General features: G+C 73.6%; 12 protein-coding genes, 1 pseudogene and 1 riboswitch. Of the genes and pseudogenes, 5 read left to right on the top strand and 8 right to left on the bottom strand.

Going from position 1 to position 14,642, the window contains the following annotated elements:
* The first annotated feature begins 98 nt into the window (after window positions 1-98).
* The gene (locus DEJ51_RS09940; RefSeq protein WP_150257278.1) at window positions 99-614 is read left to right on the top strand and encodes a PaaI family thioesterase; all 516 of its coding nucleotides are present in this window, start codon (window positions 99-101) and stop codon (window positions 612-614) included.
* Between the two features lie 319 nt (window positions 615-933).
* Here DEJ51_RS09940 and DEJ51_RS09935 read toward each other — a convergent pair whose 3' ends face one another.
* The gene (locus DEJ51_RS09935; protein ID WP_150257277.1) at window positions 934-2,199 is read right to left on the bottom strand and encodes a cytochrome P450; all 1,266 of its coding nucleotides are present in this window, start codon (window positions 2,197-2,199) and stop codon (window positions 934-936) included.
* A 242-nt stretch (window positions 2,200-2,441) separates the two neighbouring features.
* Here DEJ51_RS09935 and DEJ51_RS09930 point away from each other — a divergent pair, with 242 nt between their 5' ends.
* Window positions 2,442-3,611, top strand: coding sequence for a steroid 3-ketoacyl-CoA thiolase (locus DEJ51_RS09930; RefSeq protein ID WP_150257276.1), 1,170 nt, complete (start codon window positions 2,442-2,444; stop codon window positions 3,609-3,611).
* 130 nt (window positions 3,612-3,741) lie between these two features.
* Here DEJ51_RS09930 and DEJ51_RS09925 read toward each other — a convergent pair whose 3' ends face one another.
* The gene (locus DEJ51_RS09925; protein WP_150257275.1) at window positions 3,742-4,146 is read right to left on the bottom strand and encodes a transglycosylase SLT domain-containing protein; all 405 of its coding nucleotides are present in this window, start codon (window positions 4,144-4,146) and stop codon (window positions 3,742-3,744) included.
* A gap of 114 nt (window positions 4,147-4,260) precedes the next feature.
* Here DEJ51_RS09925 and DEJ51_RS35815 point away from each other — a divergent pair.
* A pseudogene (locus DEJ51_RS35815) lies at window positions 4,261-4,350 on the top strand (hypothetical protein); the annotation flags it as partial.
* Between the two features lie 82 nt (window positions 4,351-4,432).
* Here the strand turns inward: DEJ51_RS35815 and DEJ51_RS09920 are convergent.
* The 6 genes from DEJ51_RS09920 to DEJ51_RS09895 all read right to left on the bottom strand — a co-directional run bounded on the left by DEJ51_RS09920 (window position 4,433) and on the right by DEJ51_RS09895 (window position 12,175).
* Window positions 4,433-5,359 carry an ECF transporter S component gene (locus DEJ51_RS09920; protein ID WP_150257274.1) on the bottom strand — a complete coding sequence of 309 codons (927 nt, stop codon included), beginning with the start codon at window positions 5,357-5,359 and terminating at the stop codon, window positions 4,433-4,435.
* Window positions 5,356-7,272, bottom strand: a complete 1,917-nt coding sequence (locus tag DEJ51_RS09915; RefSeq protein ID WP_150257273.1) for an ABC transporter ATP-binding protein — start codon at window positions 7,270-7,272, stop codon at window positions 5,356-5,358. Before DEJ51_RS09915 ends, DEJ51_RS09920 begins: the two co-directional genes overlap by 4 nt.
* Window positions 7,269-8,618 carry an energy-coupling factor transporter transmembrane component T gene (locus DEJ51_RS09910; RefSeq protein ID WP_223835741.1) on the bottom strand — a complete coding sequence of 450 codons (1,350 nt, stop codon included), beginning with the start codon at window positions 8,616-8,618 and terminating at the stop codon, window positions 7,269-7,271. Before DEJ51_RS09910 ends, DEJ51_RS09915 begins: the two co-directional genes overlap by 4 nt.
* On the bottom strand, window positions 8,615-9,274 hold the full coding sequence (locus DEJ51_RS09905) for an SCO2322 family protein (protein ID WP_150257272.1): 660 nt from the start codon (window positions 9,272-9,274) through the stop codon (window positions 8,615-8,617). Before DEJ51_RS09905 ends, DEJ51_RS09910 begins: the two co-directional genes overlap by 4 nt.
* Entirely contained in the window at window positions 9,274-10,527 is a 1,254-nt protein-coding gene (locus DEJ51_RS09900; RefSeq protein WP_150257271.1) for a prenyltransferase/squalene oxidase repeat-containing protein, read from the bottom strand. Before DEJ51_RS09900 ends, DEJ51_RS09905 begins: the two co-directional genes overlap by 1 nt.
* Window positions 10,528-10,657: 130 nt before the next feature.
* A riboswitch (cobalamin riboswitch) is annotated at window positions 10,658-10,737 on the bottom strand.
* Between the two features lie 211 nt (window positions 10,738-10,948).
* Window positions 10,949-12,175, bottom strand: a complete 1,227-nt coding sequence (locus tag DEJ51_RS09895; RefSeq protein WP_223835740.1) for an MBL fold metallo-hydrolase — start codon at window positions 12,173-12,175, stop codon at window positions 10,949-10,951.
* Window positions 12,176-12,382: 207 nt separating this feature from the next.
* Here DEJ51_RS09895 and DEJ51_RS09890 point away from each other — a divergent pair, with 207 nt between their 5' ends.
* Together DEJ51_RS09890 and DEJ51_RS09885 are read left to right on the top strand one after the other, a co-directional pair.
* Window positions 12,383-13,846, top strand: a complete 1,464-nt coding sequence (locus tag DEJ51_RS09890) for an aldehyde dehydrogenase (protein WP_150257270.1) — start codon at window positions 12,383-12,385, stop codon at window positions 13,844-13,846.
* On the top strand, window positions 13,846-14,079 hold the full coding sequence (locus DEJ51_RS09885) for a ferredoxin (protein WP_150257269.1): 234 nt from the start codon (window positions 13,846-13,848) through the stop codon (window positions 14,077-14,079). Before DEJ51_RS09890 ends, DEJ51_RS09885 begins: the two co-directional genes overlap by 1 nt.
* Window positions 14,080-14,642 lie beyond the last annotated feature (563 nt).

The following is a 14,642-nucleotide window of genomic DNA, read 5'->3' as shown; positions in this document are numbered from 1 at the left end:
GTACCGCCGGACAGGCCGGAGCGAGCTGTCGGAATCCATACGGAAGCTGCCGGATCCGACACTCCCGGCGGCCCGCGGACGCGCCTAGGGTCGCTGTCATGACCACGTATGAGACCAGCGCCCAGCTCCGCAGTCGTACGCACACCTGGCAGCCGCGGCCGCAGATGACCCCGGAGATCCTCGGCATGAGCGGGCTGGAGATCCTGCAGGCGAGCATGAAGGGCGAACTGCCCGGTGCGTCGATGATGAGCACCCTGGGCTTCCGGCTCGCCGACGCGGCGCAGGGGTCCGCCGTCTTCGAGGGGGACCCGGGCGACCATCTGCTCAACCCGATGGGGACGGTGCACGGCGGCTTCCTGGCCACCCTGCTCGACTCGGCGCTCGGATCTGCCGTGATGACGCTGCTCCCGGCGGGCGTCAGCTACACCACGGTGCAGCTCGGGGTGCACATGATCCGGCCGGTCGTGGCGGACACGCCCACGCTGAGGTGCGAGGGCACGGCGCTGCACGTGGGGCGGAGCACGGCGACCGCGGAGGCGCGGGTCGTCGGGACGCACGACGGGAAGCTGTACGCCCATGGCACGACGACGTGCGTGGTGCTGCGGATGGGGTGAGGCGGGGCGCCGGTTTCGGCGGGGCCGAAGGGGCGTCGGGCCGAGCTGGACCGGGCCGAGCTGGACCGGGCCGGGCTGGACCGGGCCGAGTTGGACCGGGCCGGGCCGAAGGGGCGCCGGGGCAGTGGATGCCCCGGCGCCCCTTCGGCTGGATCGCCGCTGCTTGCCAGGATCACTCCGTTCGGGCCGGGCCGCCACTCGAACGGGTGCGGCGCCGTTGCGGGGGCGCTGCCCCCGAACCCCCGCGCCTCAAACGCCGGCGAGGCTGGTGGGGGAACGGCGGAGCTGGAGATCGGCGCTCCGCACCGGGCCCCGCGCCTCAAACGCCGGCGGGGCTGGTGGGGGTGGTGTTGACGCGGAGTTCCTTGATGCCGTTGAGCCAGGCCGCGCGGAGGCGGCGCGGGGGTTCGGAGGTGAGGTGGAGGTTCGGGAGGGTGTCGGCCAGGGCGTTGAAGATCAGGTCGATCTCCATCACGGCGAGGGACTTGCCGAGGCAGAAGTGCGGGCCGCCGCCGCCGAAGCCCAGGTGGGGGTTGGGGTCGCGGGTGATGTCGAAGACGTCCGGGTTCGTGAAGACCTCGGGGTCGTGGTTGGCGGAGGAGTAGAACATCCCCACCCGGTCACCCGCCTTGATCTTCTGCCCGCCCACTTCGGTGTCCTGGGTGGCGGTGCGCTGGAAGGACACCACCGGCGTGGCCCAGCGGACGATCTCCTCGGCGGCCGTCGACGGCCGGGTCGCCTTGTAGAGCTCCCACTGCTCGGGGTGGGTGAGGAACGCGTGCATGCCGTGGCTGATGGCGTTGCGCGTGGTCTCGTTGCCCGCGACCGCCAGCAGCAGGACGAAGAAGCCGAACTCGTCCGAGCCGAGGTTGCCCTGGCCCTCGGCGGCCACCAGCTGGGTGACGATGTCCTTGGCCGGGCATTCCTTGCGCTGGGCGGAGAGGTTCATCGCGTAACCGATGAGTTCCATCGCCGCGTTGGAGCCGACCTCCTCGGTGATCGCGTACTCGGGGTCGTCGTAGGCGATCATCTTGTTCGACCAGTCGAAGATCTTCGCGCGGTCCTTCTGCGGTACGCCGATCAGTTCGGCGATGGCCTGCAGCGGGAGCTCGCACGCCACGCGCGTGACGAAGTCGAAGCTGCCGTCGGCGGCCGTGGCCGCGGCCTCCTCGACGATCTTCCGGGCGCGGTCCCGCAGCGCCCCTTCCAGGCCGCGGATGGCCCGCGGGGTGAAGCCCCGCTGCACGATCTGGCGTACGCGCGTGTGTTCCGGCGGATCCATGTTCAACATGATCAGACGCTGGGCATCTATCGCATCACGCTGGATGTGCTCGTTGAAGCGGATGATCGCGGTGTTGGTGGTCGACGAGAACAGTTCCGGGTGCGTGGAGACGTACTTGACGTCCGCGTGCCGGGTCACGGCCCAGTAGCCCTCGTCGTCGAAGCCGGTGACGCCCCGCCGCTGCGGGCACCACCACACGGGAGCGGTCTGCCGCAGCTGCGCGAACTCCGGGAAGGGGACGCGGCTTTGGAGCAGGTCTGGGTCGGTGGCGTCGAAGCCTTCGGGCAGTGCGGGGCAGGACATCGGGCAACTCCAAAGTCTGACGGACCATCAGAAGTTGGCTTGAAGGTAGTAACGAGTTCTAGAAGTGACAAGGGTCCTGGCGCCAACTGTTGCGTGTGGAATCCGTGCAGGCAGCGCGCAAGACCCTTGCGCGCCGGGGCCTCAAGTCATAAGACTGCGGGGAGAACTAGAACGCGTACTAGTTCGGGGCGGGGCGCCGGGACGGCCCGCCATGCTGACGCAGTGCAGGAGAGGACGAGCTCATGGCCGCGGAACCCGTCATTGTCGAAGCCGTACGCACCCCCATCGGTAAGCGCGGGGGCGCCCTCGCCAACCTCCACCCCGCCTACCTGCTCGGAGAGACCTACCGCGAACTGCTGGCCCGTACCGGAATCCAGCCCGACTGCGTCGAGCAGATCGTCGGCGGCACCGTGACGCACGCCGGCGAGCAGTCGATGAACCCCGCCCGCAACGCCTGGCTCGCCATGGGGCTCCCCTACGAGACCGCCGCGACGACGGTGGACTGTCAGTGCGGCAGCTCGCAGCAGGCCAACCACATGGTCGCCAACATGATCTCCGGCGGGGTCATGGACATCGGGATCGCCTGCGGCGTCGAGGCCATGAGCCGCGTGCCGCTCGGCTCCGGATCCAAGCACGGCCCGGGCAAGCCCTTCCCGGACGAATGGAACGTCGACCTCCCCAACCAGTTCGAGGCCGCCGAGCGGATCGCCCGCCACCGGGGCCTGTCCCGCGAGGACGTCGACCGGCTCGGGCTCCTCTCCCAGGAGCGGGCCGCGGCCGCATGGGCCGAGGAGCGGTTCAAGCGCGAGACCTTCGCCGTGCAGGTGCCGACGACCGAGGAGGAACAGGCCGCCGGGCAGGGCATGTGGCGCCTGGTCGACCGGGACGAGGGCCTGCGGGACACGAGCATGGAGGCGCTGGCCCGGCTCAAGCCGGTCATGCCCACCGCCGTGCACACCGCCGGGAACTCCTCGCAGATATCGGACGGCGCCGCAGCCGTCATGTGGGCCTCACGCAAGATGGCCCGCGCCCTCAAGCTCAAGCCGCGCGCCCGGATCGTCGCCCAGACGCTCGTCGGCGCCGACCCCCACTACCACCTCGACGGACCGATCGACGCGACGCGGGCCGTGCTCGGCAAGGCCGGGATGTCGCTGCGCGACATCGACCTCGTCGAGATCAACGAGGCCTTCGCCTCCGTGGTCCTGTCCTGGGCGAAGGTCTTCGACCAGGACCTGGAGAAGGTCAACGTCAACGGCGGGGGCATCGCACTCGGCCACCCCGTCGGCGCCACCGGCGCCCGGCTGATCACCACCGCGCTGCACGAGCTGGAGCGGCGCGACAAGGAGTTCGCGCTGATCACCATGTGCGCGGGAGGCGCGCTGGCGACCGGCACGATCATCCAGCGCCTCTGAGGCGCCAGCGCCTGTGAGGCGCCCCTGAGACCCGTGGGATGGGATGCAGAAGGCCCCGGAGGCCGGACCTGGGGAGGCCGGCCACCGGGGCCTTCGTATGTCTGCTGCCGTGCTGCTGCCCGCGGGCGGCTTAGTACCAGTGGTTGGCGGACCAGAAGTTCCAGGCGCCGACCGGGCTGCCGTAGCGGTCGTTCATGTAGTCCAGGCCCCACTTGATCTGGGTGGCCGGGTTGGTCTTCCAGTCGGCGCCCGCGGAGGCCATCTTCGAGGCCGGCAGGGCCTGGGCCAGGCCGTACGCGCCGGAGGAGGGGTTGGTCGCCGTGTGGTTCCAGCCGCTCTCGTGGGAGATGATCTTGTCGAAGGCGGCGAACTGGGCCGGGTCCTTGATCATCTGCTGTGCGATCGCCTTGGCGCTCATCGGGGCCGCCTGGGCGGGCACGGTGGCGAGCATGGAACCGGCGACACCGAGGGCGACGACGGTGCCCGCGAGGGCCTTCTTCGAAGCGGCGATGCGGCGGATGACGGTGTTGGACACGGATGAAACCTTCCGACGGGGACAAGGGCGGTCGCACGCATGCCGAAGACACGCGTGAGCCACTCACGCAATGGAGAGGGGTTCGTCGGCGGCGGGTGAAGTACCGAAGTACCCCTGCCGCCTTGCGACTCATCCAGTTCTACAGACGCCCCGACGCCCTGGCAAAGGTCCGTCTTACTAGCGGCCCTCGCAGCGAGCGGTCCCCCGGACCCCCCGTCCCGCCGTGTTCAGCGCCTCCCGCGCCTACTAGCCGCGTTCGTATGTGACGTGGGTCCTATGGGGCGGGTCACCGGGGGAGGCCCCGAATGTCACCCTCCGCTGCCGTTCGTACCCCTTTCGGTTGCAGTTCCGGGCCCTGTTCCGGCCCCGGGTCGAAGGAGACGGAGGCGTCGAAGGCCGCCTTCCGGGTCGCCCGGCGCAGCGCCTTCAGCAGGGTCGCCCCGAGCGTGAGGGTCAAGGCGACCGTCAGCACGGCCCGGCCCAGGTCCCAGCCCAGCGAGGTCGTCACGTAGTACACGACGAACCGCGCCAGGTTCGCGGGCAGCGGGTCCCCCGCGTGGAAGGAGGCGCCGTGCGGCATGTTCTGCAGCATCACCCAGCCCTGCAGGTTCATGACGAAGCCGTACGCGAACGCACCCGCGAGGCCGTACACGGCCAGCATCAGCAGCTCCGCCCGGCCCCGGATCCGCTCCGGGCCCGGCAGCAGCCCGGCTCCCAGCGCGAACCAGCCCATCGACAGCATCTGGAACGGCATCCACGGCCCCACCCCGCCCGTCAGCAGGGCGGACGCGAACATCGTCACCGAACCCAGGACGAAAGCGAAGCCGGGGCCGAGGACGCGCCCGCTGAGCACCAGCAGGAAGAACATCGGCTCCAGCCCGGCCGTCCCCGCGCCCAGCGGCCGAAGCGCCGCCCCGACGGCGGCGAGCACACCGAGCATCGCCACCGCCTTCGCGTCCATGCCGTCGTCGGCGATGGTCGCGACGACCACCGCCACCAGCAGCGGGAGGAGCGCGGCGAAGAGCCAGGGGGCGTCCTGCGCGTGGGCGAGGCCCGACTGGCGGTCCGCGAGCAGCGGCCAGCCGAAGGCCGCGATGCCGATGAGGGTGACGAGGACCAGGGCGACGGCGGCGCGGGGGCCGATGCGCAGGGGACGGGCGGTGCGGCGGGCCGGACGGGCCGGGCGGCGCGCGGGGCGGACGGGCTCGTTCACCGGGCCTCCGCCGCGCCGAGGGCCTCGGCGACCTGGCGCACGGTGAGCCAGGGGTCCGGGGCGAGGACCTTCGCCACCTGCGGCGCGAAAGCGGGCGAGGAGACGACGACCTCGGCGGTCGGCCCGTCCGCGACGATCTCCCCGCCGGCCAGGATCACCACGCGGTGGGCCAGCTCGGCGGCCAGCTCCACGTCGTGGGTGGCCAGGACGATGGCGTGGCCGTCGGCGGCCAGGCCGCGCAGGATCTCGACGAGGCGGACCTTGGCGGCGTAGTCCAGGCCGCGGGTGGGCTCGTCCAGGAGCAGCAGGGCGGGGCGGCCGGTGAGGACCAGGGCCAGGGCGAGGGCCAGGCGCTGGCCTTCGGAGAGATCACGCGGGTGGACGTCGTCGCGGACGTCCGGGAGCAGCGCGGAGACGAGGTCCCGGCAGGTGCCGGCGGGCGCGGCGGCGTCGGAGTCGGCGGCGGCGCACTCGGCGGCGACCGTGTCGGCGTACAGGAGGTCGCGGGGTTCCTGCGGGACGAGGCCGACGCGGCGCACCATCTCGGGCGGCGCCGTGCGGTGGGGGGTGCGGCCGCCGACGGTCACCTCGCCGGTGGTGGGGGCGACGGTACCGACGAGGGTGGAGAGGAGGGTGGACTTGCCGGCGCCGTTGCGGCCCATGAGGGCGACGGTCTCGCCGGGGGCCACGGTGAGGGTGATGCCGTGCAGGGCCTGTACGCGGCCGCGGCGGACGGTGACCCGGTGGACCTCGGCCGGAGCGGGTCCTCCGGGGGCGGTGCCGGTGGCGGTGCCCGTGCCCGTGCTCGTGGCTGTGGTGGTGCTCGGCCTGCGGAGGCGGAGCAGGCGCGTGAGCAGGCCGGGGGCTTCGGCGACGGGGGCTCCGCCCCCGGACCCCCGCGCCTCAAACGCCGGCGGGGCTGGATTTGCCTCAGGCGTCGGCGGGGCTGGGTTCGGCTCAGGCATCGGCGGGGCTGGGTTCGGCTCAGGCGTCGGCGGGGCTGGGTTCGGCTCAGGCGTCGGCGGGGCTGGGATTACCGGCGGGGCCGGGTCTGCCGGGGCTGGGGCGGGGACCTGGGAGGTGGTGGGGCGGGGGACCGGTGACAGGCGGGACCGGAGCGGAGCGGCCCGGCGGCGGGCGTCGCGCACCGAGAGGGGCAGCGGGGACCAGCCCGCCAGGCGGCCCAGGGAGACCACCGGCGGGTGGACCGGGGAGACGGCCATGATCTCGGCCGGGGTGCCGATGACCGGGGCCGCACCCGGCGACGGCAGGAGCAGGACCTGGTCGGCGTACTGGACGACCCGCTCCAGCCGGTGCTCCGCCATCAGCACGGTCGTGCCCAGGTCGTGCACCAGGCGCTGCAGGACCGCGAGGACCTCCTCCGCCGCCGCCGGGTCGAGCGCGGACGTCGGCTCGTCCAGCACCAGCACCTTCGGGTGCGGGGTGAGGACCGAGCCGATCGCGACCCGCTGCTGCTGGCCGCCGGAGAGCGTGGCGATCGGCCGGTCGCGCAGATCGTTCAGGCCCAGCAGGTCCAGGGTCTCCTCCACCCGGCGGCGCATCACCGCAGGTGGCAGACCCAGGGACTCCATGCCGTAGGCGAGCTCGTCCTCCACCACGTCCGTCACGAAGTGCGCCAGGGGGTCCTGGCCGACCGTGCCGACCACGTCCGCGAGCTCGCGCGGCTTGTGGGTGCGCGTGTCCCGGCCGGCGACCGTGACCCGGCCCCGCAGGGTGCCGCCCGTGAAGTGCGGGACCAGCCCGGAGACCGTCCCCAGCAGGGTGGACTTGCCGACGCCCGACGGGCCGACGAGCAGCGTCAGCTCCCCCTCGGGAATCACCAGGTCGACGCCGTGCAAGGAGGGGCCGGACGCGCCCTCGTAGGTGACCGACACCTGCTCGAAGCGGATCACTGCGACGCCTCCTTGGGCGGTACGGGTGCCACGAAGGCGGGCAGCAGGCCGATCAGGATCGCGGCCGCCGGCCACAGCGGAAGCGTGGGCGCCACCAGCGGGACCACGCCCGGGTGCAGCGCGGCCGGGTCGACGGAACCGGCGCGGACCAGCAGCGCGGCGACGGCCGCACCCGAACCGGCCACCAGCCACGCGCGCGGCCCCCAGCGGTCGGGCCGGTAGCGGGTCCGCACCGACCGGCGCCCGCCCAGCCGCAGCCCGGCGACGGCCAGGGCCGCGCCGGCACCGAGCACCGGGAGCCCGTACCCGGCGCCCTGCGCCGCGAGCAGCCCGTACGTGCCCGCGCACATGCCGACGAGGCCGCCGAGGGTGAGGGCGTTGGTGGTGTGCCGGACGACGGGCGGGACCTCGGCCGTACGGCCGTAGCCGCGCGCGTCCATCGACGCGGCGATGGCCACGGACCGCTCCAGGGCGCCCTCCAGAACCGGCAGGCCGATCTGGAGGACGGCCTTCACCCCGCCCGTGGGCCGGCCGCGCAGCCGGCGGGCGGTCCGCAGCCGGACGACGTCGGCGACCATGTTCGGCGCGAAGGTCATGGCGACGACGACGGCGACCCCGGCCTCGTACAGGGCGGCCGGGAGGGACTTCAGCAGCCGCGCCGGATTGGCGAGGGCGTTCGCGGCGCCGACGCACACCAGCAGCGCGGCCAGCTTCAGGCCGTCGTAGAAGGCGAAGACGAGCTGCTCGGCGGTGACGCGGCCGCCGAAGCGGATGCCCTGGGCCCAGGCCGGGAGGGGGATCTCCGGAAGGGTGAAGAGGGTGTGCGAGCCGGGGATGGGGGAGCCGAGGAGCATGGAGAAGAGCAGGCGCAGGCCGATGACGAAGAGGCCGAGCTTGAGGAAGGCGCCGTAGGAACGGGCCCAGGGCGCGTCCGTGCGGCGGGCCGCGACCACGTATCCGGCGACACCGATGACCAGCCCGAGCAGGAGCGGGTTGGTGGTGCGGGAGGCGGCGGTGGCGAGACCGAGGGCCCACAGCCACCAGGCCCCCGCGTGCAGGGCGGTGGCCCGGACGGCCTGCGGGGGCCTCCAGCGTTCGTACGCCGACCGGTGCGAGGGGCCCTGCGCCCCGGCCGGGCTCCGCCGGGCCCGGGTCACGTCGTCGGGTGCGGCCCCGGTGGGGGCGTGCCGCCGCGGGGGCCGCACCCGGCCGGGTCCGGCCGCGTGGCGCGACGGGTCCTGCGGCACGGCCGGGGCGCGCAGGGCCCGCTCCTCGGCGGCGCCGCCGGCGGGCGGGGGCGTGGCGGGTCCGGCGGAGCCGGCGTCCGGTTCGGGGCGGGGAGTCATCGGGTGCGGCGGCGGGACTGCCAGACACCCGCCGCGGCCAGCGCGGCCACCGCGGCAATGCCCGCGAGCAGGCCCGCGGACGGGCCCCCGCCGGAATCCGGAGCAGCGGACGGAGCGGGGGCCTCGGTCCCGGCCCCGGCGTCCGCGACCTGCTCGCCGCAGCCCTGCTTCGGGTAGCCGGAGATCGCGCACAGCAGCGCCGCGCTGTTGTAGCGCAGCGGCTTGGCGACCGAGGCCAGCGCCTCGGCCGTCGTGGCCTCGGGGGCCACCTGTGCGCAGGCCGTGCGCGGGGCGGCATCGGGCGGGGTGTCGCCCGCCGGGGCGTCCGCCGGGACGCCGAAGTCGATGACGAGCGCCACCCGCTTGCTGCCCTCCGTCGGGGCGGTCGCCCCGCAGACGGTCTCGAAGTCGGCCGCCGCCCGCGGCTGGGCCGCCTGCGCCGCCGCGTCCTTGCTCACCGAGAAGCGGAAGCCCTGGACGGCGCCGTCCGCGGGGCGGGCCATCGAGGGACCCTGGGTGGCGTAGGCCCACCCGCCGCCCGCCGAGCCGTCCCAGAACGACCAGTAGCGGTAGCCGGCCGCCAGCGCCGGGGTGGCGGCCAGCAGGGCCAGGACGATCCCGAAAGCGAGGGCCACGGCGGGCAGGCGGCGGCGCATCAGGAGTGGTTCTTCTTCCGGCGGCCGCTCAGCAGGATGCCGATGCCGACACCGGCCGCGGCGCCCGTGCCGATGATCCACCACACGTTCTGGCCGCCGGACGGCTTCTCCTCGCCGCCGTCCACCTCGGTCGCTTCGGTGTCCGCGCCCTGCGGGGCCGGACCGGTCGCGTTCAGCGCGGCGACGAGGTCGGTGCCGCCGAAGGACTTCGGGTCGCTGCCGGTCGCGTGCGCGGCCAGGACCAGGGTGCCCAGGGCGGCCGGGCTGCCCTTCGCCCACTCGGCGGAGTTGGCCTCCAGCCACTTCAGGGCACCCGCCGCCGACTCCTTGTGCCCGGCCGCGGCCAGGGCCAGTACCGCGTCGACGGTGTTGCCGGTGTCGGGGGTGGGCTGGTCCGCACCCGGGGTGACGGCCATGAGGTGGCCGTCCTTCTTGAGGGCCTCGGCGAGGTAGCCGGCCGCACCCTGGGCGGCGGCGGCCGGGTCGGCGGCGTTCGCGGCCGGGCAGGCCAGCGGGGCCGCGGGGGTGTTCTCGGCGGACGGGACGACGGCCGCGCCCTTGCCGAGGCCGGCCAGGGCGGCGGCGGCCGTGGAGCTGGCGTTGGCGACGAGCTTGCCGTCGGCCGGCTGGTACGCGAAGGCGCCCCGGTCGGCGGCCGGCTCGGCAGCGCAGCCCAGCTGGAAGGTGAGCAGGCCGTCGTACGCCGACTTGCCCGCCTTCGACCTGACCTCGGCGGCCTTCTCGCCCGCCACGGACAGGGCGCTGATCACCACGCCGGTGGAGTCGGCGTCGCTGGGGGAGCCGGGCACGTAGCTCCACCCGCCGTCCTCGTTCTGGACGGACTTCAGCCAGTCGACGCTCTTCTTGACCGCTGCGTCGTGGCCGCCGAGGGCCTGCAGGGCCTGTACGGCCGCCGCGGTGGCGTTCGTGTCGTACATCGTGTTCGCGTCGCACGCCACGGCCGGGTTCACACGGAAGGAGGCGAAGCCGCCGTTCTGGCACTGCTGGCCGACCAGCCAGGACATGGCCTTGACGGAAGGCTTCACGCCGACGGTGTCCTGGGCGAGCAGCGCGAAGGACTGCCGCCACACACCGTCGTAGGTGGGGTCGTTCTTGCCGTAGAGGCCGTCGGGGACGGCCGGCGGCGCGGAGGGCGAGGCGGGCGGCGCGGTGTCGGCGAGGGCTGCGGGGGCGGCGCCCACACAGAGCACGGCGGAGGCGGCGAGCGCGGCTGCGCTGCGACGGACGTTCATCAGGGGGGTGGTGCCTCTCGGACGGGGGAACCGGCAGCAGGCACGCACAGGCACCGGGCTCCGGCTCCGTTTACCTCGACGGTGCCGGCCGCCGGGAGCTCCGGCGGCACGAGCCGCGCACTCCGGCACGGGGCATTCCGGCTTCCCGCCCGGCGGTGCCGGGGCTGGGTCACGGTTGCGGGTCAGCGCCGGAATTGCACCGGCTTCCCCCCGTACAGAGGTGTGGACGACAGGTTCACTCTACCGGCCCGTAACCGGCGGGCCCCGGGGCGCGGGGGCCGGGCGCCCCTTACCGGGCGTCCCTTACCAGGCGCCCCGTACCGGACCGGGTCGCAGGACCGGGGTGCGGGTTCCGGTCTCAGGGCCGGTCCGCCGGGCCCGGTCACAGGACCAGGTCACAGGGCCCGGTCACAGGACCAGGTCACAGGGCTCGGTAGGCGACCGGGTCCGTGCCCGGCACCGCCTCGGCCCGGCCCTGCTTCACCAGGCGCCGCACATGGGCCTCCGCCTCGGAAACGGCGATGTTGCGGGAGCCGTACGGGATCTGCTCCCAGGGCCGGTTCCACTCCATCCGCTCGGCCAGCCCCCACGGGGTCAGCGGCTCGGCCAGCAGCGTCCACAGGCCGCTGAGCCGCTCCTCGTGGTGGTCGAGGAGCTCCCGTACGCGGGCGGGTGCGTCGGTGAAGGCGTGCTGGTGGGCCGGGAGCACCTCGGCGGGTTCGAGGCGGCCGATGCGTTCGAGGGAGTCGAGGTAGTCGCCGAGGGGGTCCGTGACGCGGGTGTCCTCGGGGGCCTCGTACAGGCCGATGTGGGGGGAGATCCCGGGCAGCAGGTGGTCGCCGGAGAAGAGGCGGCCGTTGCCGGGGAGGTTCGCCGGGTGCGCCTCCTCCAGGTGGAGGCAGACGTGGCCGGGGGTGTGGCCGGGGGTCCAGATCGCGCGCAGTCGGCGTCCGGCGAGCGGGAGCAGCTCGGCGGGGACGATCTCCCGGTCGGGAACGGCGGCGCGCAGGCCGGGCAGGGTCCGCATGCGGCCGCTCGCGCGGGCGGCACGCAGCGGGGCGACGTGCTCCTCGGGGGCTCCGGCGGCGGCGAGTTTGGCGCTCATGTAGTCGAACCAGACTCCGGGTTCGGAGGCGCGGGTGCGCACGACGACCTCGGTGTCGGCGGCGTGCATGGCGATCCAGGCGCCGGAGGCCTCACGGACCTGGCCGGAAAGGCCGTGGTGGTCGGGGTGGTGGTGGGTGATGACGACGCCGTGGATGTCGGTGACGGCGGTGCCGAGTGCGGCGAGGCCGGCGACGAGGACGTCCCAGGAGGCGGGGTCGTCCCAGCCGGTGTCGACGAGGACCGGGCCGCGGTCGGTGTCGAGGAGGTGGACGAGAGTGTGCCCGAGGGGGTTGTCGGGGATCGGGACCTTGATCGCCCACACGCCGCCGCCGTGATCGGTGACGTGGGGTGCGTCGTCCGCGCCCGGCAAGGTGTGCGCCGCGGTCGGCGAGGTGTCCGCTGCGCCCGGCGAGGTGTGCGCCGCGGTCGGGGGTGCGTCCGCCGTGAGGGGCGGGGTGCCCTGCGTGCGGTGCGGGGTGCCTCCCGCACCCTCCGTGCCCTGCGGGGTGCCCCCCGTGCCGTGTGGCGTGTCCTCCGTCATGCGCCCGCCCTCCCCTGTAGCCGCCCTCGGACGAGAACGTGTTCCAGTAGTAGCCCAAGTCGACCACTTTCCGGGCTCTCTGACTAGTCGTTCGATCTTCTCCGCCGCTGCGGCGGAGGTTCCGTCCTGGCCGTGGACTCCTCTAACTAGAACTGGTATCAGTTCTGCAACGCCAAGCCGCAGGGCAAGCCGCAGGAGGCCTCAGCCATGACCGAGCTCGTGGAACACGGAAAACTGTTCATCGGCGGGGAGTGGACGGATCCGCTGGGCACCGACACGATCCGGATCGTCTCCCCCCACACCGAGCAGGTCATCGGCTCCGTCCCGCACGCCTCCACAGCGGACGTCGACCGCGCCGTCGCCGTCGCGCGCAAGGCGTTCGACGAGGGGCCCTGGCCGCGGATGACCCTGGACGAGCGGATCGCCGTCGTCACCCGGATCAAGGACGCCATAGCCGTCCGCCACGAGGAGATCGCCCGCTCCATCAGCTCCCAGAACGGGTCCCCGTACTCCTGGAGCGTCCTCGCCCAGGCGCTCGGCCCGATGATGGTCTACGACGCCGCGATCACGGTCGCCCGCGCCTACCCGTACGAGGAACACCGGCAGGGCGCGCTCGGGCCCATCCTGGTGCGCCGGGAGCCGGTGGGCGTGGTCGCCGCCGTCATCCCGTGGAACGTCCCGCAGTTCGTGGCGGCGGCCAAACTGGCGCCCGCTCTCCTGACCGGCTCGACGGTGATCCTCAAGCCGTCGCCCGAAGCACCCCTCGACTCCTACATCCTCGCCGACATCGCGCGCGAGGCCGGACTCCCCGAGGGCGTGCTGTCGATCCTGCCCGCCGACCGCGAGGTCAGCGAGTACCTGGTCGGGCACCCCGGCATCGACAAGGTCTCCTTCACCGGCTCGGTGGCGGCCGGCAAGCGGGTGATGGAGGTCGCCGCACGCAACCTCACCCGCGTCACCCTCGAACTCGGCGGCAAGTCGGCGGCCGTGGTCCTCCCGGACGCCGACGTCGCGACCGCGGTCGCCGGGATCGTCCCCGCGGCCTGGATGAACAACGGCCAGGCGTGCGTGGCCCAGACCCGCATCCTCGCTCCCCGCAGCCGCTACGAGGAGGTGGCCGAGGCCCTCGCGGCGGCGGCCGGCGCGCTGGTCGTCGGCGACCCGCTCGACCCCGCGACCCAGCTCGGCCCGCTGGTGGCCAAGCGGCAGCAGCAGCGCTCGCTGGACTACATCCGGATCGGGCAGGAGGAGGGCGCGAAGGTCCTGGCGGGCGGCGGCCGCCCGGCGGGCCTGGAGCAGGGCTGGTACGTGGAACCCACCCTCTTCGGCGACGTCGACAACTCCATGCGGATCGCGCGCGAGGAGATCTTCGGCCCGGTCGTCTGCCTGATCCCCTACGGCGACGAGGCCGAGGCGGTACGGGTGGCCAACGACTCGGACTTCGGCCTCAGCGGCAGCGTCTGGACCGCCGACGCCGAGCGCGGCATCGACTTCGCCCGCCGGATCCGCACCGGCACCTTCAACGTGAACACCTTCAGCCTGGACATGATGGGGCCGTTCGGCGGCTACAAGAACAGCGGCCTGGGGCGGGAGTTCGGCCCGGAGGGGCTGAGCGAGTACCTGGAGCACAAGATGATCCACCTCCCGGCCGGCCACGGGGCGGGTGCCTGATGGGTGACCGCTGGCAGGTCGAGGTGGACCGGGGGGTCTGCATCGGCTCGGGCATGTGCGTGAACCACGCCCCGGACGGCTTCGTCCTGGACTCGGCACGCCAGTCCCACCCGCGCACACCCCAGTCGGACGCGAACGAGCCGACCCTCACGGCGGCGGAAGGCTGCCCGGTGGAAGCCATCCTCATCACCCTCGCGACGACGGGCGAACCGGTCTTCCCACCGGAGGAGTAGGGGCGGGGGCGGGTCGGGGTCGGGCGCGGCGGGGGCTCCGGGTGGCGGGAGCCGGATGACCGGGGTCCGTGAGGCAGGCGGGGGCTCCGGGTGGGCGGGAGCCGATTGGCCCGGGTCGGGACGCTGCGCGGGGGCTGCGGGTGGGTGGGAGCCACGTGATCGGCGTCAGGGATGCGGGTGGGGTTTCCCGTCAGTCCCATCGTCCCTCCGGGGCGGGCCGGTCCCTCAAGGGCGCTCCTGCGTCGCGTCGCTACGCGATGTCGCTGCGCTCCACCCTTGACCGACCGGCCCGCCCCGGAGACACGAAAGACTGCCGGGAAACCCCCAAAAGAACGGGCCGGGCGATCAAGGATGAGAACGGGCCGGTCGAAGACGCCCGACCGGGTCGGGGCGGGCACGACCGAGAGGCGAGCCCATCGAGCCCCTGACTGGGTCGGGGGAAGCGCACCACATCGCTACGCGCTCCGCACGTCTCAGCGTCCGACGACCGTCCTGGGCTGGACATAGGCCGCCCACGGCGAAAAGGGCTTCGCGTCGACGGCGTCCGACGACCGTCTGCAGCT

The organism is Streptomyces venezuelae, from assembly GCF_008642275.1.
Classification (GTDB): Bacteria; Actinomycetota; Actinomycetes; order Streptomycetales; family Streptomycetaceae; genus Streptomyces; species Streptomyces venezuelae_E.
The sequence above is the reverse complement of the archived record's forward strand: the minus strand, read 5'-3'. Positions and strand labels throughout refer to the sequence as shown.